The organism is Paucisalibacillus algeriensis (assembly GCF_000577245.1).
Lineage (GTDB): Bacteria > Bacillota > Bacilli > Bacillales > Amphibacillaceae > Ornithinibacillus.
Genome location: NZ_CBYO010000022.1, coordinates 221248 through 246553 on the forward strand (window position 1 = coordinate 221248; position 25306 = coordinate 246553).

General features: G+C 36.8%; 22 protein-coding genes. 5 read left to right on the plus strand and 17 right to left on the minus strand.

Features of this window, described 5'->3' with window-relative positions; translation table 11 throughout:
- Positions 1-16 precede the first annotated feature (16 nt).
- The 3 genes from addA to TY11_RS17220 form a co-directional block, all read right to left on the minus strand.
- Positions 17-3760 (minus strand): helicase-exonuclease AddAB subunit AddA, encoded by a 3744-nt coding sequence (addA, locus tag TY11_RS17210; RefSeq protein WP_042149097.1) that lies wholly within the window; start codon positions 3758-3760, stop codon positions 17-19.
- The gene (gene addB, locus TY11_RS17215; protein ID WP_042149098.1) at positions 3753-7256 is read right to left on the minus strand and encodes a helicase-exonuclease AddAB subunit AddB; all 3504 of its coding nucleotides are present in this window, start codon (positions 7254-7256) and stop codon (positions 3753-3755) included. Before addB ends, addA begins: the two co-directional genes overlap by 8 nt.
- Positions 7257-7507: 251 nt before the next feature.
- The gene (locus TY11_RS17220) at positions 7508-8161 is read right to left on the minus strand and encodes a TVP38/TMEM64 family protein (protein WP_042149102.1); all 654 of its coding nucleotides are present in this window, start codon (positions 8159-8161) and stop codon (positions 7508-7510) included.
- A gap of 228 nt (positions 8162-8389) precedes the next feature.
- Here TY11_RS17220 and TY11_RS17225 point away from each other — a divergent pair, with 228 nt between their 5' ends.
- Complete coding sequence (locus TY11_RS17225) at positions 8390-8785, plus strand: YhjD family protein (protein WP_042149107.1); 396 nt, start codon at positions 8390-8392, stop codon at positions 8783-8785.
- Here TY11_RS17225 and TY11_RS20275 read toward each other — a convergent pair.
- From TY11_RS20275 to TY11_RS17235, 4 genes are all read right to left on the minus strand, one after another.
- Positions 8727-9257 (minus strand): competence protein ComK, encoded by a 531-nt coding sequence (locus TY11_RS20275; protein ID WP_081755972.1) that lies wholly within the window; start codon positions 9255-9257, stop codon positions 8727-8729. The genes TY11_RS17225 and TY11_RS20275 overlap by 59 nt on opposite strands.
- A 122-nt stretch (positions 9258-9379) precedes the next feature.
- Positions 9380-9532: a hypothetical protein gene (locus TY11_RS20520; protein ID WP_155982729.1), complete on the minus strand. Its 153-nt coding sequence runs from the start codon at positions 9530-9532 to the stop codon at positions 9380-9382.
- 128 nt (positions 9533-9660) lie between these two features.
- Positions 9661-10656 carry a lipoate--protein ligase gene (lplA, locus tag TY11_RS17230; protein ID WP_042149110.1) on the minus strand — a complete coding sequence of 332 codons (996 nt, stop codon included), beginning with the start codon at positions 10654-10656 and terminating at the stop codon, positions 9661-9663.
- Between the two features lie 145 nt (positions 10657-10801).
- Positions 10802-11539 (minus strand): MBL fold metallo-hydrolase, encoded by a 738-nt coding sequence (locus TY11_RS17235; protein WP_042149112.1) that lies wholly within the window; start codon positions 11537-11539, stop codon positions 10802-10804.
- 105 nt (positions 11540-11644) lie between these two features.
- On the opposite strand from TY11_RS17235, the gene yhfH reads away from it, so the two are divergent.
- Positions 11645-11773, plus strand: coding sequence for a protein YhfH (gene yhfH, locus TY11_RS20280; RefSeq protein WP_197025135.1), 129 nt, complete (start codon positions 11645-11647; stop codon positions 11771-11773).
- Between the two features lie 338 nt (positions 11774-12111).
- Positions 12112-13926 (plus strand): oligoendopeptidase F, encoded by a 1815-nt coding sequence (gene pepF / locus TY11_RS17240; RefSeq protein WP_042149115.1) that lies wholly within the window; start codon positions 12112-12114, stop codon positions 13924-13926.
- Between the two features lie 260 nt (positions 13927-14186).
- On the opposite strand, the gene hemY is transcribed toward pepF, so the two are convergent.
- From hemY to hemE, 3 genes are read right to left on the minus strand one after another with little or no spacing between them, the layout of a single operon-like run.
- Positions 14187-15590, minus strand: a complete 1404-nt coding sequence (gene hemY, locus TY11_RS17245; protein WP_042149118.1) for a protoporphyrinogen oxidase — start codon at positions 15588-15590, stop codon at positions 14187-14189.
- On the minus strand, positions 15590-16525 hold the full coding sequence (hemH, locus tag TY11_RS17250; RefSeq protein WP_042149121.1) for a ferrochelatase: 936 nt from the start codon (positions 16523-16525) through the stop codon (positions 15590-15592). The genes hemY and hemH overlap by 1 nt, the downstream gene beginning before the upstream one ends.
- 35 nt (positions 16526-16560) lie before the next feature.
- A complete protein-coding gene (gene hemE, locus TY11_RS17255) occupies positions 16561-17589 on the minus strand; it encodes a uroporphyrinogen decarboxylase (protein ID WP_042149122.1) in 1029 nt (342 codons plus the stop codon).
- Positions 17590-18013: 424 nt separating this feature from the next.
- Here hemE and TY11_RS17260 point away from each other — a divergent pair, with 424 nt between their 5' ends.
- Positions 18014-18502, plus strand: coding sequence for an antibiotic biosynthesis monooxygenase family protein (locus TY11_RS17260; protein WP_042149124.1), 489 nt, complete (start codon positions 18014-18016; stop codon positions 18500-18502).
- A 63-nt stretch (positions 18503-18565) separates the two neighbouring features.
- On the opposite strand, the gene TY11_RS17265 is transcribed toward TY11_RS17260, so the two are convergent.
- The 7 genes from TY11_RS17265 to TY11_RS17295 form a co-directional block, all read right to left on the minus strand.
- Positions 18566-19039 carry a thioredoxin family protein gene (locus TY11_RS17265; RefSeq protein ID WP_042149126.1) on the minus strand — a complete coding sequence of 158 codons (474 nt, stop codon included), beginning with the start codon at positions 19037-19039 and terminating at the stop codon, positions 18566-18568.
- Positions 19040-19041: 2 nt separating this feature from the next.
- A complete protein-coding gene (locus tag TY11_RS17270; RefSeq protein ID WP_042149127.1) occupies positions 19042-19470 on the minus strand; it encodes a disulfide oxidoreductase in 429 nt (142 codons plus the stop codon).
- A gap of 77 nt (positions 19471-19547) precedes the next feature.
- Positions 19548-20186, minus strand: coding sequence for a response regulator transcription factor (locus tag TY11_RS17275; protein WP_042149129.1), 639 nt, complete (start codon positions 20184-20186; stop codon positions 19548-19550).
- Positions 20187-20224: 38 nt separating this feature from the next.
- The gene (locus TY11_RS17280) at positions 20225-21262 is read right to left on the minus strand and encodes a sensor histidine kinase (protein ID WP_042149131.1); all 1038 of its coding nucleotides are present in this window, start codon (positions 21260-21262) and stop codon (positions 20225-20227) included.
- 16 nt (positions 21263-21278) lie between these two features.
- Entirely contained in the window at positions 21279-22031 is a 753-nt protein-coding gene (gene liaF, locus TY11_RS17285) for a cell wall-active antibiotics response protein LiaF (protein WP_042149133.1), read from the minus strand.
- A 13-nt stretch (positions 22032-22044) separates the two neighbouring features.
- Positions 22045-23277, minus strand: a complete 1233-nt coding sequence (locus TY11_RS17290; protein WP_042149135.1) for an MFS transporter — start codon at positions 23275-23277, stop codon at positions 22045-22047.
- Between the two features lie 91 nt (positions 23278-23368).
- Positions 23369-24007, minus strand: a complete 639-nt coding sequence (locus TY11_RS17295) for a phosphatase PAP2 family protein (protein WP_231495874.1) — start codon at positions 24005-24007, stop codon at positions 23369-23371.
- A gap of 127 nt (positions 24008-24134) precedes the next feature.
- Between TY11_RS17295 and TY11_RS17300 the strand changes: the two genes are divergently transcribed.
- Entirely contained in the window at positions 24135-25304 is a 1170-nt protein-coding gene (locus TY11_RS17300) for a M20 metallopeptidase family protein (RefSeq protein WP_042149137.1), read from the plus strand.
- Positions 25305-25306: the final 2 nt, after the last annotated feature.

Here is a 25306-nt window from a genome sequence, read left to right on the forward strand (position 1 = left end):
AGACGGATTTTTGCTGTTACTCATTCGGAACTTTTACTAATAATTGTTTACTGAAGAAATAGAGATAGGTTTCCTCAACAGGTGATTTCCATATTGTCTCAAGTGCATGTCGATATAAGGATAGCTGAACTTTATATCGATTGATAAGTTTTTCAATAATGGTATCTGTTACTTCATCTTGTTGAATAGAATCTGTCTTATAATCCAAGATTATCCAACCTTTACCGGAAGGAATCACTGCATCGAACACCCCTTGGACCAGAACTTGCTCATTCGTATCACTTTTCCAATTAGCATAGACATCACTTGCCGGTAGTGTGATACTAAACGGGACCTCGCGATAAACCTTTTCTGCCTGTAGCATTTCCAGCGCAATTTCCGTATCAAAAAACTTCTCAACTGCCTTTATATCAACGGAATCCGCTTCCTGTCTACGTAAAATTTCACGTTCCACTAAACTCTCTACAAATTCAAGGATTTCTTCTCGTTCCATTTTTCGACGGAATGGAATATGTTGCATCACTGTATGCATTGCTGTCCCTTTTTCAGCAGCAGAAAGCGTCTTTTCCTTTTGCATGAAAACAGGCTTTTTGACTATTGGCGTTTTAAATGGCTGTACAAGTTGTGTTGCGCTATACTCGTCTTTAATTTCACGTTGCCTTTTGATTTCAGTTACACTTTGTTTAGCGCGTGAATGTGCAGCCTCAACATATGGGTATTTATAAGATAGTCGCTTTTCAACAAGCGTATCAAGTTTCTCATCTTCTAAATCAACAGGTTGCCAAGCTTGGATCTTTTCCCTGAGTTGTAGATCTTCCTCGATAGACTCTTCATCCAGATTCGCAAGCTCACTACCATGTAAAATAGTTATATCCCACTCGGAAGGATCAACTCGTATTTCTTCTAGCACTCTATCCCTTAAATCCTCTGCACGCAGTACTTCTGTATGCTGATGACGCATCAAAGCAGGTCCAATCCAGTCTAGATATGATTTAGATTGAATTCTAAAATGAGCAGGTAAAATCCACTCTGAATGCTCCATGATGGACTGCCATTTTTCCTGCTTTTTAACAAATGATGCAACATTACCAACCATCACAAGTTTTTCTCTTGCACGGGTTAGTGCTACGTATAGTACACGCATTTCCTCAGCTAACAACTCTCTTCGTTTTTCCTCTCTTATGGCATGGAAAAATAAAGTCGGGTAGGTAATTCTTTTTACTGGATCGATATATTTTGATGCAAAACCTAAATCCTTATGCAGTAAATATCTCTGATTTAAATCCATCATGTTAAACTGCTTATCTACAGCACCTACAATTACTACAGGAAATTCAAGCCCTTTACTTTTATGGATCGTCATAATACGAACAACATCTTCCTGTTCACTCAAAGCCCTTGCTGCACCTAAGTCATCCCCTTTTTCCTCCATTCTTTCAATAAAGCGAAGAAAACGGAATAATCCACGGAAAGAAGTAGTTTCATAGCCTCTAGCACGATCATATAAAGCTCTTAAATTTGCCTGGCGTTGTCGTCCGCCTGGCATACCACCAACAAAATCAAAGTACCCAGTTTCACGGTATATTTGCCATATAAGCTCTGAGAGTGCTCCTTGTCTTGATGCCAATCGGAAACGTTCTAGCAATTGCTTAAATCGGTCTAATTTAGTTGTTAGATTATCATGATGCTCTCTACGGTATTTATCTAATGCTTCATAGTATGTGCTTCGTTTATCCGCTAAGCGGACTTTTGCTAGCTCATTTTCATTTAAGCCAACAATGGGCGATTTTAGTACCGAAGCTAGTGGAATATCTTGTCTAGGATTATCAATTACCTTTAATAGATTTAGCATTATTTTTACTTCAATTGCATCAAAATAACCCGTCGATAGTTCTGCATAAACTGGTATACCTTGCTTTTTCAATTCTTCTACGATTGTAGGAGCCCAGGTCATTGAACGAAGTAATATGACAATATCTCGATACTGTACATCTCTCATGGTTTCGCTAGCTTTATCCACTACTTGAAGCGGGCTACTATTTTCATTGCCTATCCACTTTTTAATTTTCATGGCATAGGCTCTAGCTTCTAGCTGGGCATTTTCAAGATCTTGATAATTTTCCTCTTCCATATTCTCCTCATCGACTGACTTTTCCTTTTCCTCAGGCATTTCACGGTCGATTATAATAAGCTCGGGATTTGGCTCTTTTAATGGCAAGGTATCATACATTTTATTACCGTAGATTAATTCAGCATCCTTGTCATAATTGATCTCTCCCAGGTTTTCATCAAGAATCTGTCTGAAGATATAATTTGCTCCAACAAGTACTAGTTCACGACTTCTGAAATTACTAGCTAAATCAATTCGAGTAGCAGGGTTATCATTTTTAGCGAAACGCTTATATTTTTCAATAAATAATGATGGCTCAGCATGTCTGAAGCGATAAATACTTTGTTTCACATCCCCAACCATAAACATATTTCCCGGGCCAACCTGGTCACTAATTAATGTGATGATGGTCTCTTGAACAAGGTTTGTATCTTGATATTCATCAACAAGTAGCTCACTAAATTGCTTTTGTAGGTTTTTCGCAATAGTTGATGGCTTTGGATCCTCAATCGTTGAGTTTTCATCCAATACTATTTGTAAACATAAATGCTCTAAATCTGAAAAATCCACCACTGATTTTTCCCGCTTAGCGATTGCAAATTGGTTAATAAATTCTTTTACAATCTCTGTTAAAGTTTTTACAACTGGAGCTATCTCACGCATGTCTTCCACATGTGAGGCTAGCTTTCTTTCAAACCAGTTGCTTTTCATTTTATTCCATTTACTTTTATAACCATCACGTAATGTCTTTGCTTTTTCTCTTTTATCCTTATTCACTTTTGGCCTTTTTGTTGAAAGTGGAACAAATGTACTATTACTCATAAATAACTGTATCTCATCCCAACTTCCTAAATGAGCAAGTGCGTCTTGCATCATTGCTATGTCAGCCTCAATTGCTTCCACATAATGATATGGCCCATCACTTTCCATGGCGATTTTCAGGGCGTGATTCATTTCTTGTTCAATCCCTCTAAACTTATCCCGAACTTCCCTTTTAATAATCTCTAACCAAGCTAAATCTTCTTCTGCCCAGTTGTCTGGTATCTGATAAACTTCTGCCAGTTCATCTAACCAAACACTTGGCCACGGATTTTGTACCGAAAAATTATAAAGAGTAAGTACTAATTTTTCAACATCTACGTCGTTGCGGTCACCAGAAAACCGTTCCACTACTTCAAAGAACTTTTCCTGGTCTTCGCCTTCTCTTCCATACCAGTCCTCAAATAAATCTGATAAGACATCTTGCTGCATTAGATCCGCTTCCATATCATTTGCAATTCGAAAGCTTGGATCAATATCAATTAAATAAGCATACTGCTTCACAATATCTAAACAAAACGAATGTAAGGTGGATATCGAAGCACGTTGTAGTAATGATAATTGTTTTTTCAAATGGACCGAGCTAGGGTCTTGTTCTAACGCCTTCTCAAGCGCTAGCCCTACCCGGTTTCGCATTTCTTGTGCTGCCGCATTTGTAAATGTAACAACAAGAAGGGAATCAATATCAACCGGATTATCTTTTTTTAATAGCTTTTGAATAATACGTTCTACAAGAACAGCAGTCTTACCTGAACCAGCTGCTGCAGCAACTAGTACATCATTACCTTCTGTATAAATAGCCGCTTCTTGTTCTTTCGTCCATTTAACCAATGATATCATCCTCCTTCTTGGTAAGCTTTTCTAAAACTTCATCTTCCTTCATTTCAGATAATCTTCTAAAGTTGTTTGTTTCTAATGACGTATCAAATTGACATACTGATAGAAATGGACAGTACGTACAAGCAACCTTTTGTTTACGCTGATATGGGTTTAAATGGACAGCTCCACTTGTTATATCAATACCCGCATGGTACATGAGACTATGGATATGTTCCTGTAAGGTTGAGAAGGTTTCTCGACTAGCAATTTTTGACCTTGATGCCAGACTACCATCCTTTTTAAGCTCGGCAGGGATAATTTGACTATGACCTGTCTCTAATGACGTATCCATCATCTGAACAACATGTTCATTATTAATGAGTAGGCCTTTCATTTTATAGCTTTTAAATAGTTCTTCTTCTAGTCTTTCATCTGAAACACTAGATTCTCTTGAAATCATTGGATTATGAACATGGAAATACAGAACCCCAGCGGGTGTAGCTTTTTTCCCTAACCAATGCTCAGACTGCGACAATACAACATCTAAGTAGGTTAGCATTTGTAACGCAATACCATAATAAACATCCACCATATCAAGACCACGAGCACTCGATTTATAATCAATGATTCTTAAATATAAATCCTCTTGGTCTAGTGCCTTATCTACCCGGTCAATACGACCACGAAGTTTGATTTCATAACCATTTGGCAGCTGTAAGGTCACCGGATTTAGCTTATCTCCCTTAGTACCAAAACCTAGTTCCAATCCAACTGGTGAAAAGTTACTCAATCTTGCTTGTTCACTTAACACATATGCAGCCCGAGCAATAACATCTTGTAGTTTCTTTTGAATGTACTTATACCTGTTCGTACTGTGTAAAATCTGATGTTGTAAAATTGGTGCCAGACTTGATACCGCACGTTCAGCATATTGTTCTGTATCCCTTTTGGTTAAATGCGCAAAGTCTTTTCCCTCTTCTTGAATCCATTCCGTAATTATTTTTAATGCTTCATGGAAAAGATTGCCGATATCTGGTGCATCCAATTTATAGGTTTTTCTTTCATCAAGCCCAAGGCTATATTTTGCAAAGTGCTGATAGGAACAGCTATAGAAGGTCTCTAATCGTGATACACTTGCTGACAGTTGTTTTGGATAAAGCTCTTCTACTACTTCTTCTGCCATATCAGAAGGGGTATTCTCGTAGAATAGACTCTGTAAAATATTATAGGTTGTATCATATTTTGGTTGGTTAATCATATACCAGTTCAGAACATGCCACCAAACTGACTTAACCGGATAACCTTTTCTACTTCGCGCTAACTGCGCGGTTAATGCTGATCTTGTTTTTACAGGTGACGTAATATAACGATCTGCCTCGAATAATTCATCTGGATCCTGCAATAATATATGCCCCTTGCAAGCAGGGAACATATCCTCTATCCGCTTGATTAACTGGGACGGCATTTTTGATTTACCTTCTTCATCACTAAGCGGGTAACTAATCCATAAATAATCAGCTGCTGACGAAAAAGCTAAATACATATAGAACCAATCATCTAAAAGCTGACGTTTACTAGTATCAGCAAGTTTCATCCCATGGGTAGCTAGAAGCTCACGTTCCGTTTCATTAATCATTCCATCTGCGGGAGGTTTTAATGGCCATACCCCTTCATTAACACCTACTAAAAATGAACATTTGATATCACTAATACGTGATCGGTCAATTGTTCCAACAATAACATGGTCAATGCTTGGTGGTACATGGGAAAATTTCAGTGTCTCTAAACCTGCATCCAACGTAACACGATAGGTCGCAAGGTTCATTTCTTCATCTCCTGCCATTTCCACCATTTCGTCAAATAAGTGGATAAGCGCATTCCACACTTGCTCCTGCTCTCGGCCTTTAGAAAGCTGTCCTTTTTGGTCAAAGAGATTACGCATCTCTTCTAGTTTCTCAGGAGCTCCCAATTTTTCTAGTAACATAAACATATTCATGCAAAGCTCTCGAATAGTTGTTGCTGCTCGAATCTGCTCATCAAATTCTCCCAGGGCTTGGACAATCTGCCTGCGATAATGGTTAATCCTTGTTTGCATTTCCTTCTCCGCATCGGTTTGTGCTACACGTTCAAACCCTCGAAAACGTTGGAATATCCAATTCTCCTTGGACATCCACTGTTTTCTTGAACGAATTCCATACTCTAAGCAATAGTTCTCCAGCTCATCAATCGCATCATTAGTTAATGGGTATTTTTCATCTGAAGGAGGTATAAATCCTGTTTTCAACATACGGAAAACTGCATCATAACGCCAATTCCCATCTACTACCTCTAAAGCAGAACGAATAAATTCAATTAGAGAATGGTTTAACATAGATCTTTTTTCATCAATAAATACAGGAATATTATAATCCTCGAAAATAGTCCCTATAATATCTTGATAGGTTTCGGTTTGACGAATTAATACCGCTATATCCCGATATCTGTAATTTTCTTCTCGAACTAAACGTAAAATTTCTTGGGCGACTCCCTCTATTTCAGCACGGGGATGAACCGCCTCTGCAATTTGTATTGGGGCATCACCATTAAAACTTGGCGCTGGACGAATATCAAAGTTTCGTTCAAGATGGGCAAAATAAGGTTTTTCATGAAATACACCATCAATCGGATCTAACATAATATTGCTTTCAATTTCAATAGCATTAACCTCGGCTATTTGTCTGAGAACCTGATAGGTCTCCTTTGTTTGGTGAAACAGATCCATATCAGAGAAATTAGGGTTATCGGCATCATCTACGGTCAAGGTAACCGTAATACGGTCACATTTTTTAAGTAACGTTTCTACCACTACTAATTCTTTAGGAGTAAACCGGTGGAAACCATCAAAATAGATTTCGGCTCCCTCCAATGATTTTGCTTCCGTAATTTTTTCAGCAAGAAGGCTTAATTGATCTTCACTATCAATGTATTGACCGGCAAGTGCTTGTCCCAATTTTTCATAAATATAGTGTAAATCATCTAATTTACTAATTAGAGCCTGTTCTCCAGGCTCCTTATGCGCATACTGGTTAATTTGATACTTCTGCGCGAGGAGCGTTTCAGGGGTAACCTCATATCGTTTAAATTCGGTAATGAGTTTCTCCAACTGACTCAAAAAGCCCTGTTTTTCCACGGCTTTCTGGAATACATGCCATTCTCCTTCTTTTTCCTCAATAATCTTTCGGAGCATCATCTGTATCCCCACTGAACTAATAAATTGTTTTGTGGCTCCGCCAGTTTCTTGCAATATTAGCCAAGCAAGACGAGAAAAACTTGTCACCTGAGTACGAATACTCCCTTGAAATGCTTCATCTCGGAATAATGCATATTCTTGTTCAAAGGTCATCTGATCTGGAACAATATAGAATATGGGTGGACCTTGCGGGTTCCTAATCGAATTTTCTTTTATCTCTTCAAATGCGACAGTACTTTTTTCCGTACCTGCTCTCCCTAAAATAAAACGGAGTCCCATCGTATAACCTCCTACTTTTTAAACGTAAGGCTCTCTTCTCATAAAGTTTGTTGTTAAATTAATGTCCGCAGCCCGTATACACTTCCTACTCGCTGAGCGGCTGGTGAGCCTCCCGCAAGAGTCTATGTGTATACGGGCTGCTCCTAGCGTTAGCCTATCTTTCCTTTTCAAAATAGCAAAAGCTTCATAGAGAATAGTCTAATAAAAAAACTTCTGACTAAATAATAGTACAAGACAGAAGTTTTGACTTACTATTTAACTTCTTCCGAATCGGGTAGTTTTTTCTTTGATTTCTGGTGAAGCTTATTTTCAATAAATTTACCCAGTATCCAAAAGAGAATGATACAAACCCCTACTACTATTGTTCTTGTAGGATTTTGTGCAAATGATACAATACTAGACCCAACATACGAAATTGAAAATATCATCACTGACTTTCCAAGTAAAACAGCTAAAATAAACTGATACATATTTATTTTAGACAAACCTGCAACGACATTAATGACAGCTGATGGTGAAAATGGGAAACACATGAGCAAAAACAATGGCCCGAATCCATGCTTCTCCAACCAACTAGTTACCTTTTTTACTTGTTTATTTTTTCGTACAGCAACAAAAATGCGTTTATCTCCGAGGTTTCTTACAATCAAAAAAACTAATATTGCCCCTAAACTTGAACCAGCCCATGATAATAAAAAGCCCTCTAGCAAACCATATGCCGCAGCATTAGCCATAACAAAAACAACTAAAGGTAAAAAAGGGAGAAATGCTTCGATAAACGGTAACAAAATTCCCGGTAATGGACCTAACTTTTCATAATCCTGTAATAACTCCATTATGTATTGATCTAATTCATCATTTTGAACAGCTGTTTTCCAATCTGTTATTATACTTTGTACAATCATTTATGTAAATCTCCCCATCCAAGGCCTTATGTATACTTCTATTTTAATGGAATTTTCCCATTATGAAAAGTTTTAACCAAAGTTTAGAATTAACCTACACTACTTACAAGTATAGTATAGCCTATACCCTTTCCATTTTTTCCATTATTTTTTTATAATTTTATAGTGTATTTTTGATTAACTTTGGCGTATAATAAGAACAAATGTTCCTAACCGGAGGGGTAACTTATGCGCTATCTCACAGATGAAGAATTAGGTATTGCTTCTCGCTTCCTTTTTCTTTCCATGGCTATTGTCGTGATTCAGCAAGATATTCAAAACATCCAAAAAGGCGCTTTTAAAATAAAAGAACCATATATACAGCTCTTAGAAAAAATGAATGCAAATGCACTAGCAGAACGCAGACAATTACGAATCAAAATGGAAAACAAAAAGCTCCGAGTGATGCTAATCAATAAAAATGACTCTTTTTCTTCCTATCTCTTTTACTGTAAAGGAAAGGAAGAAAAACGAAACTACTTTAACCCTGCTATTCGGAAAAAAGTAGAAGAAATTGTTCAGGAAATCATGTGGAAGGCTCTTTCCCAGGATCAGAATCAGGCTTATGTTTTTGCGAATGCTTAATTCTATTGTCTAATTGGTATCTGAATTGGGCTGTACGATGAATTTGATTCATAACGGAACCATAAGATGCATCAAGAATTATCTTCGTTCCATTCTTGAAGACAATCTCTGTTGACCTATCTGATACGCGGTTTACATGGTCAATATGGGAATGTGCAATCCAGGAGCATCTTGCATTGGTGGGTGATGTCGTGGGGAAGAAATACATGCCACTAGATGGGTCGACAGATATCGGTGCTTTATGTGTAATTCCGCTGATATTGCGAGTGCCCTCTTGCCTGCCTTTTAGACTAGATCCAAAAAACCTACAAGCATAATCAATAAGCTTACTAGGAGAATAACCAACCGTATAGGAGGCTTCTCGTTCAAGTATACGAGTATGAATCTTCCCTGCTTTGTCTTCCTTTGGAATAACAGCTAATGTTAATGGAGTAATTTCGTGAAGTGGAGAATACAACTCTTCATTTAACATGTAAAATTCATCCTTTCATATAAAATGAAAGGGTAAGGCTATATGTATTAATCTAGCAGATAAATCACCAAATTAATACATATAATCGGCATTATTCAACAAAACCGATATATAAAACTTTTTTAGTCATTACTTCCTGTCTTTTCAGAAATATTTCCTTCTGGTAATGGTTTTTCTTGGTTTCCTAATGTTGGATGAACCTCTTTTGGAATCTCAAAATTTGGATTTAATATTGTAAATGTATTTAATTCTGGGATTTCTTTGCTTTCTGCCAATGGAATCTCCTCCTTTTTTATAGTATGGAGTTTTTCCAATTTTTTCATACTAAAAAACAGCTCACAAATAGGTGAACTGTTTTTCTTTCTCACTTGGGCCAAAGTTAGTTTTTAATATAAAAACTTTACTAATACAACAAGTTTACAAAGTCTTCTTTTGTAATTCTGCCAAGATAATGTGCTACGTTAACATCATCAAGGGCTTTTTCGATTGCTTGTTTTTCATGTCGAACTCCGATTAGTTTTTCTTCTAGATCTTTGATTTCTCCTAGTCCGAAGAAATCACCGTAAATCTTACAGTTTTCGATAATACCTTTTTTCACATCAAAACGAACGTCTAGTAGGCCAGTTGGGAATTTATGTGATGCTTGTACGTTAAATGCAGGAGATTTACCATAGTTCCATTCCCATTTTTGATAACGTTCATCGGAAATTTTGTGGATATTTTTCCAGTCTTCTTCTGTTAACTCATAACGAGGTACATCCTTCAAATCATCCACGTTAAAGACATGCTTTAAAATACGTTCTTTAAAATCTTCCATCGTAATTTTTTCATCAAGGAATTCAGAAATATTTGCTACACGGCTACGGATGGACTTAATACCTTTAGATTCGATTTTCTCTTTTTTAACCTTTAGTGCTTTGACAACGTTATCGATTTCGGAATCAAGCATTAAGGTACCATGACTAAACATGCGGCCTTTTGTAGAGAACATTGCATTACCAGATATTTTACGTCCTTCTACAACAACGTCATTTCTACCTTGAAGTTCAGCCGGTACGCCTAAATCATTTAAAACAGCAATAACTGGCTCTAAGAATTTTGCAAAATTGTGGAAGCTTTCACCATCATCCTTTGTAATAAAGCTAAAGTTCAGGTTTTGTTCATCATGGTAAACTGCTCCACCACCTGATAGACGACGTACAACTTTAATATTATTTTCCTCTACGTAATCTGTATTAATTTCTTCAATTGTATTTTGGTTTCTACCGATAATTATAGAAGGCTTATTGATATAGAAAAGTAAATATGTATCCTTCTCACCGAAATTTTGTAAGATATATTCTTCTATTGCTAAGTTAATCATTGGATCTGTAATGCCTTGGTTGTCGATAAACTTCATCGTTTGCTCCTCCTTGTAAATTAGTAAGTTAGCTCCATCTATTAGTTTATCGGAATTTAAATACCTAGGCAAAGAATATCGTTCTATTTCTCCTTAGAAAACTAGTACTCAATAGACCTTTACAATTGGTTCGATTCTAAGCTTTTCACTTTTCTCTCTGCCAAGTTAGCCCCTCTTGAGCAAGATGGATTTCACCTTTAAAAACAGTACCTGCCTGAGTGACTAAATCTTGTATGTCACCATACTGAGGCAAGTGACTGAGTAATAGTTCCTTTACATTTGCCTCCTTAGCAATGCTAGCCCCATCGATACTAGTCATATGACCCGCCTGTGACCCATCCTGTTCTGCATAAAAATTACAGTCTGTTATGAGTAAATCGGCCTCTTTACTAAACTCAATCCACTCATCTTGATAACTCGTATCTGCGGTATAAACAAGAACACTCTCTCCATCTGTGATTCGCATACCATAGCATGGTACAGGATGCTTTGTTTTTAAAAAAGTAATAGAGAATGGACCAATCTCTAACACTCCATCCGAATCATAGGCCACCCCTTCTGTATATTCATGAGTTAATTTTTCAAAACCTTCCCGATCTTCGGTATGGGCGTAGATAGGCAAAATATCTTTACTTCCAACAACGTATGATTGAACCAACAAAGCGTATTGTAAAACCCCAATATCAGCCACATGATCATGATGATAATGTGAAAGAATTAAAGCATCAATATCTAACACATCTTTATACTTTTGTAGTCTAGATAACGCTCCACTTCCCGCATCAATCATTAATATAAAACCATTTTTCTCTAATAAATAGCATGAAGTTGCACTTTCAGGAGCAGGGAAGCCGCCCCAATAACCAATAACAGTTAATTTCATTTTTACCACCTCAAATTTTTCAAGTTTGTCGTAACACAGAATTGATTGTTTGCATACTGTTATAATACAATATAATTACCAAGTTAAAGGAGGAACCATCCCATGATGATTAATGTGCTTGAGTTTTTCCAAAGTCTTCCCAAGAGAAAATGTCAAAAGTGTGGTCATGATATCACTGAACAGGCAGATTGCTATATTAATATTTGTGAAAAATGTGATCACCCCGCAAGATAAGTATTCCTCCTAATTGTAAGCTTTACCAAAATAGGAAACAACTTCGGCGCAGCTATGAACTATAGCTGTATTTTTTTGTGTTTAAGTAACTGTATAGCATGAGCCTATGAGACTGTTCATGTGGCTGATAACTAATTCCTTGTTACCTTTCTAGCCATGCTTGCGACCAGAACCTAACATCTAATCCCCACGCTAATTATAAAAGTCTGTTTAAATAAGAGCGCCCCAATAATCAAATTAAATTCAATAAAAAAATATTCAAAATCATATCCATCTTTCAAAATTTGTATTATAATATTTAGACTACCGAAATATTTTTTGGGAAAGGGGAATATTAAATGACGACCACAAAGACTAAAAGACTAACCCGCTCTGAAGTACCACAGGAACAAAAATGGGATTTAACAGATTTATTTCCAACATTTGAGGATTGGGAAAACGAACTAAAAGCCGTTCAAGAAGACATTACAGAAATTACCCAGTACAAAGGTAAATTAGGAAATGATGCAAAGACATTACTAAACTGTCTTACAACACTAGAAAACTATCGTGAACGTTTAGTTCGAGTATTTACATATGCTAGTCTTAAATCTAGTGCCGATGGAAGTGATCCGGAAAACCAACGCGATTCTGCAAGAGTATCTTCCGCAGGGGCTAGTATTGGGGCGAAGCTATCCTTTGTTCAATCCGAGCTGTTAGCATTACCTGAAGAAAGGATCGAACAATTCTTAAACGAAGAGACAGCACTAAAGCCTTATAAAAAAGTACTAGATGATATTTTAGAGGAGAAGCCTCATACCCTTTCACCGGAAATTGAAGAAACATTGGCAGCACTTAGTGAAGTACATGGTGCACCTTATATGATTTATTCTCGTAGTAAAGCATCTGATATGGTTTTTGACTCCATAACAGATGAAGAAGGCAATGAGCTACCAATGTCTGCAGCATTATACGAAGACCGTTTTGAATTAGAAACTAATACGAAGCTTCGCCGTGATGCGTACGATTCATTCACAAAGACATTAAATCAATATAAAAATACCTTTGCTGCAAACTATGCGACAGAGGTGACGAGACAGGTAACCATGGCTCGCCTACGCAACTACAAATCTGTCACAGACATGCTACTAGCTCCTCAACAAGTAACAAAAGAAATGTATGAAAATCAACTAAATGTTATCCAAGAAGAACTAGCACCACATATGCGTCGTTACGCTAAATTAAAGAAGGAAAAGCTTGGTCTTGATGAAATGCTCTACTGTGATTTAAAAGCGCCACTAGACCCTGAATTTAATCCAAAGACTACTTACGAAGAAGCAAAAACTGTAATTCTAGATGCATTAAAAGTAATGGGACCAGAATACACAGAGATTATGGAAAAAGGATTAAATGAGCGCTGGATTGACTTAGCTGATAACGTAGGTAAAGCAACAGGTGCATTCTGCTCAAGTCCATACGGTGTACACCCATATATCCTAATTACTTGGACAGATACAATGCGCGGTGCTTTTGTTTTAGCACATGAACTAGGTCATGCGGGTCATTTCTATCTTGCAGGTAAAAATCAATCCTTATTGAACACAAGACCATCAACCTATTTTGTTGAAGCTCCTTCAACGATGAATGAGTTACTATTAGCAAATCATTTAATGAGCAATACCGACGATAAACGCATGAAGCGTTGGATTATCACCCAACTATTAGGTACGTATTACCATAACTTTGTCACTCATTTACTTGAGGGAGAATACCAACGTCGTGTGTATGAGTTAGCAGAAGCTGGCACTCCATTAACAGCATCTGTATTAACACAGCAAAAACAAGAAGCCCTTGAAAACTTCTGGGGCGATGCCGTTACATTTGACGAAGGAGCCGGGCTCACATGGATGCGCCAGCCTCACTACTATATGGGCTTATATCCATATACTTATTCTGCCGGATTAACAGTATCAACTGCAGTTGCAAAACGCATACAAGAAGAAGGTAAACCTGTTGTTGATAGCTGGTTAGATGTTCTTAGAGCTGGTGGAACATTAAAACCACTTGATTTGATTAAACAAGCTGGAGTAGATATGTCTAAGCCAGATGCAATTCGTGAAGCCGTTGCTTTTGTTGGTTCATTAGTGGATGAACTGGAAAAGAGTTATGAATAGTATTTTATAAAAGTAATAAATCGCCTAAGAAATCTTAATTAGTTCTTAGGCGATTTTTTATGATTGTAATAACAATTAATAAAAAGTTGGTATACTGCTCTCCATCATTCTAATGCTAGCCACGGCACGAAATAATGTATGGCATACTCACATTCCTCAGTTCAACACAATTACTGCAAAAAATGACTAATATTCCACCCAAAATTCGTCACAAATTAAAACAGCACTTGCAATTTAGCAAATGCCGCTTTCCGTGACTATTATTTAACTTGAAGAAATTCAATAACTTGATGTACTGCCTTTTCACCTTGTTCAATACAATCCGGAATTCCAACACCTTCAAATGAACTACCTGCAAAATAAACCCCTGGAAGTTGTTCATTTGCTTCTTTACGTATCTTCTGAATTCTTTCTATATGGCCCACTGTATACTGTGGCATCACATTTTTCCATCGGGAAATAACACTAAAATCTGGTTTCGAGGTAATATTCATTGTTTTATTGAGATCCTTTAAAACAATTTCTATCAATTCCTCATCCGGCAAATCAACAATCTCTTGATCACTTGGTCTGCCAACATAACAACGAATTAGTGCCTTTCCTTTTGGTGTAGAGGAAGGCCATTTTTTATGTGTCCATGTACATGCCGTAATACGAAAATCACTGTTACGAGATACAACAAATCCGGTACCATCTATATCTTGTTTAATAGCAGATTGTTCAAAGGCAAGTGCAACATTCGCAACAGAGCTAGACGGAACATCTGTAAATACATTTAGAAAATCAAACTCACTAAACATCTTCGGCAACGTTTGATGTGGTGTTGTAGCAATAACTGCAGATGCTTCAATTACTTCACCATTATCCAATAACACATGGTATCCGGTTTCTTTTTTCTCCACATGATCCACTCTGGTATTGAGAAGAACCGAATCTTGATCAAGCTTCTCTACTAATTTATCAACCAATACTTCTAAGCCATCTTTAAAAGAGAAAAAGACCCCGGGTGCTTTCCCAGTTGTTTGGGCTGGTTTAGGCATCGTTTCATTTAAGCCCTTAATCAAACTGCCATATTTTTGTTCCAGTTGATAAAAATTTGGGAATGTCGCCATCAAACTCATTTCATCAATATCACCAGAATATATACCGGATAATAATGGTTCAATTTCGTTATCAACTAGCTCATCTCCGAAACGTCGTCGCATAAAAGAACCCAATGATTGGTCAACCATTTCTTCCCCTTTTCCCATCTCTAAATCAAGTAATGCACGTTCTTTTCCAGATGAGGAAACAAGTTCAGAACGTAGGAAAGGGTCAATCTCCATTGGAATTCCCATAAAAGCACCTTTGGGCATCATATGAAGCTTCCCTTGAACTAAAATATAGGACTGTCCTGTCGCATTACGAACCATCTGATCCTTCAATCCTAATTCTTCCACTAGTTTTACACCTGGTTTCTTTCTAGCAATCATGGAATCTGGACCACGCTCAATGGTAAATCCGTCACGTTTATAGGTGTCTATTTTTCCACCTAGCCGATTATTCGCTTCAACCAGTTTAATTTGGTATGGTAAATTATTTTCTTGTATGTTTTTTTGTAAGTAATAGGCAGCGGATAACCCAGTTATCCCGCCGCCTATTATCAGAATGGTTTGCTTATTCATTACGCATCCCGCTTTGCTCTACTTTTTACAACCTTAGCTAATGTTTCAATAAATAATGGATGTGTGTTTGGCATTGGAGGTCTATAGTAGCTAACCCCTAATTCATCACAAACCACTTTACATTCATAATCGTTGTCATATAAAACTTCTAAGTGGTCCGCAATAAATCCAACTGGTGCGTATACAAATGCACGATATCCTTTTTCTTCGTAAACCGAACGAGTTAAATCTTGAACATCAGGTCCTAACCATGGATCTGGAGTGTTCCCTTCACTTTGCCAACCTAACTCATAGTTTGCGATACCAGCTTTCTCAGCAATTAATCTTGCTGTTTCAGCCAATTGTTCCGGATATGGGTCACCATTTTGTAAAATCTTCTCTGGTAAACTGTGTGCGGAGACGATAAGAACAGCTTTTTCACGTTCTTCTGGTGTCATTTTATCGTATTCTGCATTAATATGATCTGCCCAATATTGAATAAAATCTGGTGCATCATACCAGCTTTCTACTGCTTTAATGTTAATATCATGTTTAGCTGCTTCTTCACCAGCACGAGTGTTATAGGATTTAACACTAAATGTTGAGTAATGAGGTGCTAGCACTAGGGAAACAGCTTCTTTAATACCATCTTTCCCCATTTCCGCAACAGCATCTTCAATAAATGGTGCGATATGTTTTAGACCAATATATGCTTTATATTCATATTCATTTTGCATTTCATTTAATTTTTTTTCAATCGCTTTTGCTTGTTCCTCAGTGATACGAGCTAATGGAGAAATTCCCCCAATTGCCTTGTAACGGTCTTTTAAATCCTGAAGTTGTTCATCCGAAGGCTTTCTTCCATGACGAATATGTGTGTAATAAGGTTCAATATCTTCTTCTTTATATGGAGTACCATACGCCATAATAAGTAGTCCTAATTTCTTTCTTTCCATTTTCCTACACCTCTTCATGTAAGTTTTGTATCTAGTTAGCGTTTAGAATAAGTATGAATTAATTCAGTAAGTTTCTTCAATGTTTCAGGTTTTACATCTGGCGTAACACCATGCCCTAAGTTGAATACATGTCTGCCATCTTCTTTTGATTGGTCTAATATTTCTTTAGTTCTTGCTTCAATTATCTCCCAATCCGAAAGTAAAATTGCAGGGTCTAAGTTTCCTTGTAATACCTTGGTTACTCCTAATTCTCTTGCCTCTTTTATGGATGTTCTCCAGTCAAGACCAATGACATCGACCGGTAGATCATTCCACTCTAATAATAAGTGACTAGCACCAACACCAAACATGATTAGTGGTACATCTTCATTTTTCAGCTCGCTGAAGATACGATTCATAACCGGCTTAATATACGTTCTATAATCTTGGGTATTTAAAGATCCAACCCAAGAATCAAATATTTGTACGGCCTTTACCCCAGCTTTAATTTGTGATTTCACATAGGTAATCGTCATATCGGCAAGTTTATCCATTAAAGCAAACCATGCTTCAGAATTTGCATACATAAATGCTTTTGTTTTCCCATAAGTCTTTGATGGTCCACCTTCAATCATATAACTTGCTATTGTAAATGGTGCACCACTAAATCCAATTAAAGGAACAGATAGTTGTTCTTCTGTTAACAATTTAATCGTATCTAAAACATAAGGAACATCTACTTCTGGATTAATTGTTCCCAATTTTTCTACGTCCTGAATGCTCTTAATTGGATTATCAATAACTGGGCCAATACCAGACTTAATTTCAACATCAACACCTAAAGCTGGAAGTGGTGACATGATGTCCTTGTAAAGAATTGCAGCATCGACATTATACTGTTCTACAGGAAGTCTCGTGACATAGGCACAAACTTCTGGACGATGAGTTATGTCAAATAAAGAATACTTTTCTTTAAGCTTTCTGTATTCAGGTTGTGACCTACCTGCCTGTCTCATAAACCATGCAGGCGTATAATCAGTTGCTTCACCTTTGTACGCACGAATGATCGTATCATTAAAATTCATGTTCTCACCCTTTTTGGATTATCTTTCAAACTATATCCATACCTTTTTATGTAATGTATTACAACAAGGACTTCTAATAAACTGTCCTATTCTACTATACCTATTTCGACTTCTGATGTATAGAAAGAAGCTATTTTGTCATTAATTTGTCTAATTTACACAACACATAATAGACACTATTATCATTTAATATTACCTGGGAAATATTTTGTCGAATAAAGTCAGTTCTGGAATAAAATATCCTTTCACAATAAGTAGGATGGTTATAATTCCATCTATTTTACGATAAAATAGATACTATGAACATCTCATCTATCATACGTTGCCTATTATACGACTAATTAAATCAAACTTAAAGCAATAACCGTTATCTATTAATAATTATTATTGATGCAATTGATTTGTGCAAGAAAGGAGATTTGTGATGAATGCCTACATGACAAATGGAACCATTGACTTTTTAACGAAGTTTTCCAATAAGTACCCTGCCATCAAATTCCACTTTATGACTGGTTCTTCCAATGATATCGCATATTATGAAGGTACCAAACAAAAGGTATTCCAATCTGGAAGAAGCTATGAGGTTCTTATTCAATCAGGAGATATACAAGAAAAGGGATATGTTGTCATGAATAATATCCCCGTAACAGACGAAGGTAGACCAGTATTTGAAGACAACTTTAAGAGAAGAAAAGGCGAAGTAGATGGTGAATCGGGATTCCAAGCATTTCGATTATTAAAGCCTGTAAAAGGTAATACATACGTTGTCTTAACCCAATGGGATTCAGCAAATAGCTATGAGCAATGGAAAAACTCAGAAGGGTTCCAAAAAGCACACACCGGAACAAAACCACCAGCATATTTTGCAGATAGACCGTTTGTAAATACATATAACATGATTGAACAAGAATAGCTTAACCAAAAGAGAGGCCCTAAATTGTATTTCCAACACAATTAAGGGCCTCTTATATTTATATTATTTTAAAACATACTCATCAAAAAATGCAGCATATACATCCTCTTCTTGCTGCCCTTCTAAACGGGCAACCTCTTTTCCATCTTCATAATGTACAAGAGTTGGTGTTGATTGAATAGCAAACTGCTGAACTTCAGGTGCAAATTCCAAAAGATTCAATTTCTTCATATCTACATCCATATCCTCTGCTAACGGTACTAGATAAGGTGTAGTTGCCTTACAAAATGAACAAATTGGGCTATAGTAATATACGGTTACCCCTTCTCCACCTTCTACGTTTTCAATTAATTCATCCGGTAAAATTTGATTACCATAGTTTGGGTCATTTAGTTGGTCGATTGTCGCTTGGTCCAGATCTTCTGTTCCATATGGATTATTTTCCATTGCTTTATTATTCTTGTAACTAATGACTAAGAATAATGCACCGAACAACACGACAATTGCCGCGATAATTGCTATCATTTTCTTTTGCATGATTATTTCCCCCTAGCTTGTTTTAAAAGTATTAGATGAGTTACAAAAATCAGAATAAACGCAGTACCTGCCATAAATGGAATCGTAATAAAACCAAAGTAATTTATGTATTCCGAATTACATGGTACTGTTCCACAAGCACCCCCTACTTCATTTAAAGCAGGTAATTTTTGTAGCATATAATGATATGTAGAAACACAAATGCCAATACCACTTAGAAATAACCCTGGTAAAGCAGTGGCTAAATCTTTTTTAAATAAAGCTGTACCATAAATAATGACCAATGGGTACATGAGAATTCGCTGGTACCAACATAATTCACAAGGTATATACCCCAGTACTTCCGAGAAAAACAAACTACCCGCAGTGGCTACTGCTGCTACTCCCCATATACCAAGGAGAAAATTCTCTCTTTTCTTAGAATCATCCATTCAGGTATTCTCCTCAATTCGTGTTTATTTCCCTAGTATTATACTAGGAATTGATATAAAAAACAAAAAAGAGGGCTTCACCCTCTTGATTTTAACAAATTATTTTTATGAACATATACGGCCGCCTGTGTCCGGTCATGAACATCTAATTTAGCAAGAATATTACTTACATGGGTTTTTACTGTTTTAATACCAATATACAATGTTTCACTAATTTCCTGATTGGTCATTCCATTTCCAATACATAATAAAACTTCCATTTCTCGTTCCGTAAGTTCATCGTGAAGTTTTCGTTGCTCTCCCCGGAAACTAGTCATCATTTTACTGGCTACTTTTGGTTCAATCACATTCTCACCATTAGCTGCTTTCTTTATGGCAGATACAATTTCATCAGCTGATGACGTTTTCAAAATATAGCTAAATGCACCTGCCTCTAACGCTGGGAATACTTGTTGGTCATCATAATAGCTTGTTAGGATAATAATCTTGCATGTTGGATATTCCTGCATCACCTGATTTGTTGCATCAATACCCGTACCGTTATCCATCATTAGATCCATCAATACAACATCTGGCTTTTCTTTCAAAATAAGTTTTGCTCCATCATTTCCACTACTCGCTTGACCAACGACATTAATTTCCGGGTCAGTCTGTAAATATGCTATGATGCCTTTTCTTACAATTTCATGATCATCTACCACGATAACACGAATCATCTTCTATTCCTCCCCTTATTTACTATAGTAATCTCTCATTAACAAGGTATTCGAATATCAATATAGGTGCCTTCATCCATATTCGACCTAATGGTAAAGGTACCACCTAATTCCTCGCTACGTTCCTTCATTGTTTTCAAGCCGTACGAAGTCTTTTTCTCATTATCATTGGATAGTTCAAACCCTTTTCCATTATCTGCAATATGCATAAAGAGTTCATTACCACGTTTAATAATTTCTATTTTCACTTCAGATGCATTCGCATGACGAAGTATATTGGATAAGGATTCTTGAATTATTCGAAACACATGCTCTTCTGTCGCTTCGGATAATGTTAGCTTCTCATCTATCTCTAGTTGGAAGTTAATTTGTGATTTTTGTTTTAACTCCTCTACAAGTTTCATAATACCCTTTGGTAGAGGATCTCCAGATAAATGGACGGGTCTTAAATGTAGTAGTAGTGCACGCATTTCCGATTGTGCATGATGTGCTGCACTTGCCACTTCTACCATCTGTTCTTTTGCTAAAACTGGATTATGTTCGATTTGCCTAACTGCCGCTTCAGACATCATAGACAGTGCAAAAAGCTGTTGACTAACTGCGTCGTGTAGGTCCCTGGCAATACGTTGTCTTTCTTCAATAACAGCTGACTTATGTGCTGACTTTGCTAATTCCGCTTTCTCATCCGCTAAGCGTTGTAGGGACTTCACTTGATTTTGAAGTTTTTCACCAAGCTCATTTAATTCATTTCCAATTCGTGAAAGCTCGTCCCCTTCGTTAAAGTATATTCTAGATTGATAGTTTCCATTAGCAAATTGTGTGATAAGTACGGATAAATAATCCATGCGTTGTTTTATATCTCCACTTGAACGGAAACCCACATATACCGAAATAAAGAATGCAATAACTGCGTATAAACCAATAAATAAAAAGATGCTATTGGAAGTAAGCCATGTTGGACTTACTAACACATAAATAGATAGTAATATTGCTAAAATGGTAATTAAGGTTAGAAAAAGTCCGTTAAAGTGTGAGATTATATAACTATACCGAATACTGGAAAATCGTTTTTTCATCGTACTCCCTCCCCTACTAAACATAGTCAACTCGGATGGAACCAGCCTTTAATTTCAAATTAAAATTAATCTTTCTTGTTGCATTATCATAATTTGGTGTCACATAATTTAGGGAACGATTAATACCGTCTACAGACTGCCCTACAACATCGATATCTCCAGCTTTGACTGAAGCATGGACCTGAAATTCAAGATTCTCTGGAACGAGAATATGAACATCGCCTGCGAGTGAGCTGATCGTAATTGGAATCTCTTTTTCTGGTATATAAGCTTTAGAGAAATCATAGTAAAAATCTCCAGCAAGCGTTTTGACCGTTGTTGGTTCAACCTTCCAATTTGGCTTGTTAAATTCATGATTTCCGACGGTAAAAAAAGAACTATTATCTTCTTTTTCTACCGTGGATCCACCTTTATGAATGATTACTTTAGGCTTCGTAGATTTTCCAATAAAAAGAAATCCAAAGTAAACAATTAATAATGGCCAAAGTTTGAAAACGTCTCTAAAGGCAAACTCAATTACATCGAACCGGTCAAATAATAGTAGTGATCCATAGATGAAGAAGAAGGATCCCCAGACCCAACTTCCGCCTCGATGTCTCATACGATCAATCATCCATTTTAAGCCAAACAGTACAAAAATGGATGGATAAATATAACCCCAAGCGTTTTCACTATTAAATTCGAGTACACCAATATTCTCTAACACTAGTACGACACCGAAAATAATTAATACAGCTGCAATTAGAAAACGGAAAAATCCACTTTTCATTTGTCTCTCTCCCTTATGATAATTTGAACTCTAGTATTTTTTTATTTCTTAAGTTGTAGATTGCAATAAGGGTTACGATAGATCCACATACAACAATAATCCATTGGATACTAACACCAACCGCAATAAGAGATGAAGTTGCAACATAGGAAATTGGTGTAAGTCCGGTTGATACTGTCATAAACATGCTCATCATCCTGCCAAGCATACGCTTATCCGTTGTTTGTTGTAGCATGGTAATTAATGGAATGTTAACAATTTGTGTTAACACAGCCATTAGAGCAACTAATCCAGCCATCATCCAAATGTTTGCCGATAAACCCATCGTTCCAAATGCTACCCCTAAGCCTATAAGTCCACTAATAACAGCTTTACCAGGCTTCTTTAATTTCAAGCTTGCCAGTAAGATAGCCCCAATCAGAGCCCCTACTCCCATTGATGTTTGAATGGTTGCAAGACTCACCGCACTCCCGTCAAAAACATCCTTAACGATAACCGGCATGCCTATCGCAATTGGACCCGAAAAGAACAAGTTTAAGAACAATGCCATGATTACTACTGTAATGATAAGTTCATTTTTACGAGCATACAGAAATCCTTCTTTTAAATCAGCTAATGGTGAATGATTTTCTGAGGCTTCTTGTTTTTCTTCCTTCATTCGAATAAATAACACGGCCAAAGAAGCTAATAGTAATAGGACACATGCCACAGAGAATACACCGGTGAAACCTAAGAGGGCAATCAATGTTCCACCAAGTGCCGGCCCAAGAATAGGACTAATTTGGGCAGTCATTTGAATAAAAGAATTCCCCCGTTGTAATTGATCCTTTTCTAGTAATGTTGGGATTAATGATTGCATGGCTGGATAACTAAACGCATCCGAAATACCAAACAGTCCTGATAAAACTAGCAAATGCCATACGGCAACTGTATCCGTGAAAATTAGTAGAATCAATATACCAATTAACATTGCTCGAGTAAAATCGGACCAAAATAGAACTGTCCGTTTATTTACTCGATCTGCAATTAATCCCCCTACAATTAATAGAATAAGTCTCGGTATTGCTGCTACAAAAAACAACATCCCAAAATAAAATCGATTATCCGTAATTGTAAGCATCAACCACTCTGCCCCGATAATATAGACAAAATAGCCAGGTGATGAAAATAACGCACTAATTAATAAAAGAACAAAATTACGATTATGAAAAATTGGTACCTTAGCTTGCTCCGCTACAGCATCCATATAAAATGCTCCCTTCTTCTCTTCTGTTACTTATATCTTAGTCATTTTTGAAGCAAGGGAAAACCATCTCTAGAATGCTTTTATCTCCGACTTAAGACCGAGTCCTCAACTTTTTAATCCATTCATACAGGTATATAAGTGAGAGCAAACATACAAATCCAAACACAAACCCTGCAAAAATATCAGTTAAATAATGAACATTAATAACATATCTACTTATACCAATTAGAAACACAAGCAATGCAAAGGATATTTGAATACATAACACGATTGTTGTGGATTTTATCTTTTTAGCTAGAAAATAGGCGATCAACCCATAACAAACGATTGGAACCATCGCGTGTCCTGAAGGGAAACTCTCCCCTACTGCATTTGCTTCTTCTAATATAGAAGGACGATCTCTATTCACTAAAAGCTTAATTAATTTATTGGCTTGATGTGTTGCAAAAATACCAAAACCAAATATTATTCCAGGTAACCAGTCCCTAAATAATATGATTAGTATGATGGTCACTACTGCAGTAAAAGGGTACATAAAAGATTCTGACCCTAAGTTAGTTACCATTCGAAAGAAAGTATAGATATATGTATCAGGGAATGTATCGACTAGATCCCTTGTCAACTTGTCCACATAAGGTATTTCCCCGCGAATTATTTTAAAAGTCCAGGTACCAATTACACCTAACATAACCATTAAAAACGAAGTAAAAACAATTTGACGCCTTTTCAAATGTTGAAACCTCCTGAGATTCATTTTCATATTGATTCAATCATAGCTTATCTAATAGTAATTTAAAATTATTTTTCTACAAAAAGATGCTATAATAGTAAAAAAATTTAGGAATGGGGGAATAATCATGTTACAAAAAATTCATCAGGCCATTGAGGCGTTATATCCGGAAACAGTGGAGATACGTCGTTATTTACATCAACATCCTGAAGTATCTTTTAAAGAATATAAAACAGCTCAATACATCGCTAACTTCTACGAGGAATTGGGTATTCCATTTGAAAAAGGTGTTGGCGGAAACGGAGTAGTTGCAACACTGAAAGGGTCTAAGCCTGGAAAGACCATTGCTATACGTGCTGACTTTGATGCTCTCCCTATACAAGACGCTAAGAATGTTCCATATAAATCCAAGGTGGACGGTGTTATGCATGCCTGCGGACATGATGGGCATACAGCAACACTTCTAACCTTAGCTAAAGTAATGAAATCCTATCGGGAAGAACTATCCGGAACAATTGTCTTTCTTCATCAACATGCTGAGGAATATGCTCCTGGTGGGGCTAAACCGATGATTGATTCTGGTGTATTACAAAACGTTGATGCCGTTTTTGGAACACACCTATGGGCAACTATCCCTATTGGCACTGTTCAAACTTCTAAAAGTGTTATGATGGCAGGGGCAGACAGGTTCGAAATTGTGATCCAAGGCCAAGGTGGACACGGTGCCTATCCGCATGAAACAAAGGATTCTATTGTAATCGGCTCTCAAATCGTAACCCAGCTCCAACAAATTGTTAGCAGAAGACTGGATCCACTAGAAACTGCAGTTATTACAGTCGGTATGTTTGAAGCAGGTAATGCGTTTAATATAATTGCTGATACAGCTAGGTTAGTTGGTACTGTTCGTTATCTGGATATTGAAATACAAGAACAAGTAATCGAGGAAATGGAAAAGATCATTAAAGGTGTTTGTATTGCAAATGAATGTACTTACATGTTTAATTATAAAAAAGGCTATCCACCTGTAGTGAACCACCCCACCGAAGCAGAACTTATCATGGAAGTAAGCAAGAAACTACCTGAAGTCAAAACAGTCGAGGAAATCATTCCAGTAATGGGCGGTGAGGATTTTGCTTATTATCTACAAGAAAGACCTGGGGCATTTTTCTTCACGGGAGCTGAAAAAGCAGGAAATCACTTCCCACATCACCACCCCCATTTTGACTTTGATGAAAGAGCAATGCCTATAGCAGCAAAAACATTAATCAGTGCGTACTTTGCTTATCAGGAAAACTAACC

Bases quoted from the DNA above. Each gene is read 5' to 3' on its own strand.
- addB (WP_042149098.1), bottom strand. From the start codon at position 7,256: ATGGGACTCCGTTTTATTTTAGGGAGAGCAGGTACGGAAAAAAGTACT.
- TY11_RS17220 (WP_042149102.1), bottom strand. From the start codon at position 8,161: ATGATTGTACAAAGTATAATAACAGATTGGAAAACAGCTGTTCAAAAT.
- TY11_RS17225 (WP_042149107.1), top strand. From the start codon at position 8,390: ATGCGCTATCTCACAGATGAAGAATTAGGTATTGCTTCTCGCTTCCTT.
- TY11_RS20275 (WP_081755972.1), bottom strand. From the start codon at position 9,257: ATGTTAAATGAAGAGTTGTATTCTCCACTTCACGAAATTACTCCATTA.
- lplA (WP_042149110.1), bottom strand. From the start codon at position 10,656: ATGAAGTTTATCGACAACCAAGGCATTACAGATCCAATGATTAACTTA.
- TY11_RS17235 (WP_042149112.1), bottom strand. From the start codon at position 11,539: ATGAAATTAACTGTTATTGGTTATTGGGGCGGCTTCCCTGCTCCTGAA.
- yhfH (WP_197025135.1), top strand. From the start codon at position 11,645: ATGATTAATGTGCTTGAGTTTTTCCAAAGTCTTCCCAAGAGAAAATGT.
- pepF (WP_042149115.1), top strand. From the start codon at position 12,112: ATGACGACCACAAAGACTAAAAGACTAACCCGCTCTGAAGTACCACAG.
- hemY (WP_042149118.1), bottom strand. From the start codon at position 15,590: ATGAATAAGCAAACCATTCTGATAATAGGCGGCGGGATAACTGGGTTA.
- hemH (WP_042149121.1), bottom strand. From the start codon at position 16,525: ATGGAAAGAAAGAAATTAGGACTACTTATTATGGCGTATGGTACTCCA.
- hemE (WP_042149122.1), bottom strand. From the start codon at position 17,589: ATGAATTTTAATGATACGATCATTCGTGCGTACAAAGGTGAAGCAACT.
- TY11_RS17260 (WP_042149124.1), top strand. From the start codon at position 18,014: ATGAATGCCTACATGACAAATGGAACCATTGACTTTTTAACGAAGTTT.
- TY11_RS17265 (WP_042149126.1), bottom strand. From the start codon at position 19,039: ATGCAAAAGAAAATGATAGCAATTATCGCGGCAATTGTCGTGTTGTTC.
- TY11_RS17270 (WP_042149127.1), bottom strand. From the start codon at position 19,470: ATGGATGATTCTAAGAAAAGAGAGAATTTTCTCCTTGGTATATGGGGA.
- TY11_RS17275 (WP_042149129.1), bottom strand. From the start codon at position 20,186: ATGATTCGTGTTATCGTGGTAGATGATCATGAAATTGTAAGAAAAGGC.
- TY11_RS17280 (WP_042149131.1), bottom strand. From the start codon at position 21,262: ATGAAAAAACGATTTTCCAGTATTCGGTATAGTTATATAATCTCACAC.
- liaF (WP_042149133.1), bottom strand. From the start codon at position 22,031: ATGAAAAGTGGATTTTTCCGTTTTCTAATTGCAGCTGTATTAATTATT.
- TY11_RS17290 (WP_042149135.1), bottom strand. From the start codon at position 23,277: ATGGATGCTGTAGCGGAGCAAGCTAAGGTACCAATTTTTCATAATCGT.
- TY11_RS17300 (WP_042149137.1), top strand. From the start codon at position 24,135: ATGTTACAAAAAATTCATCAGGCCATTGAGGCGTTATATCCGGAAACA.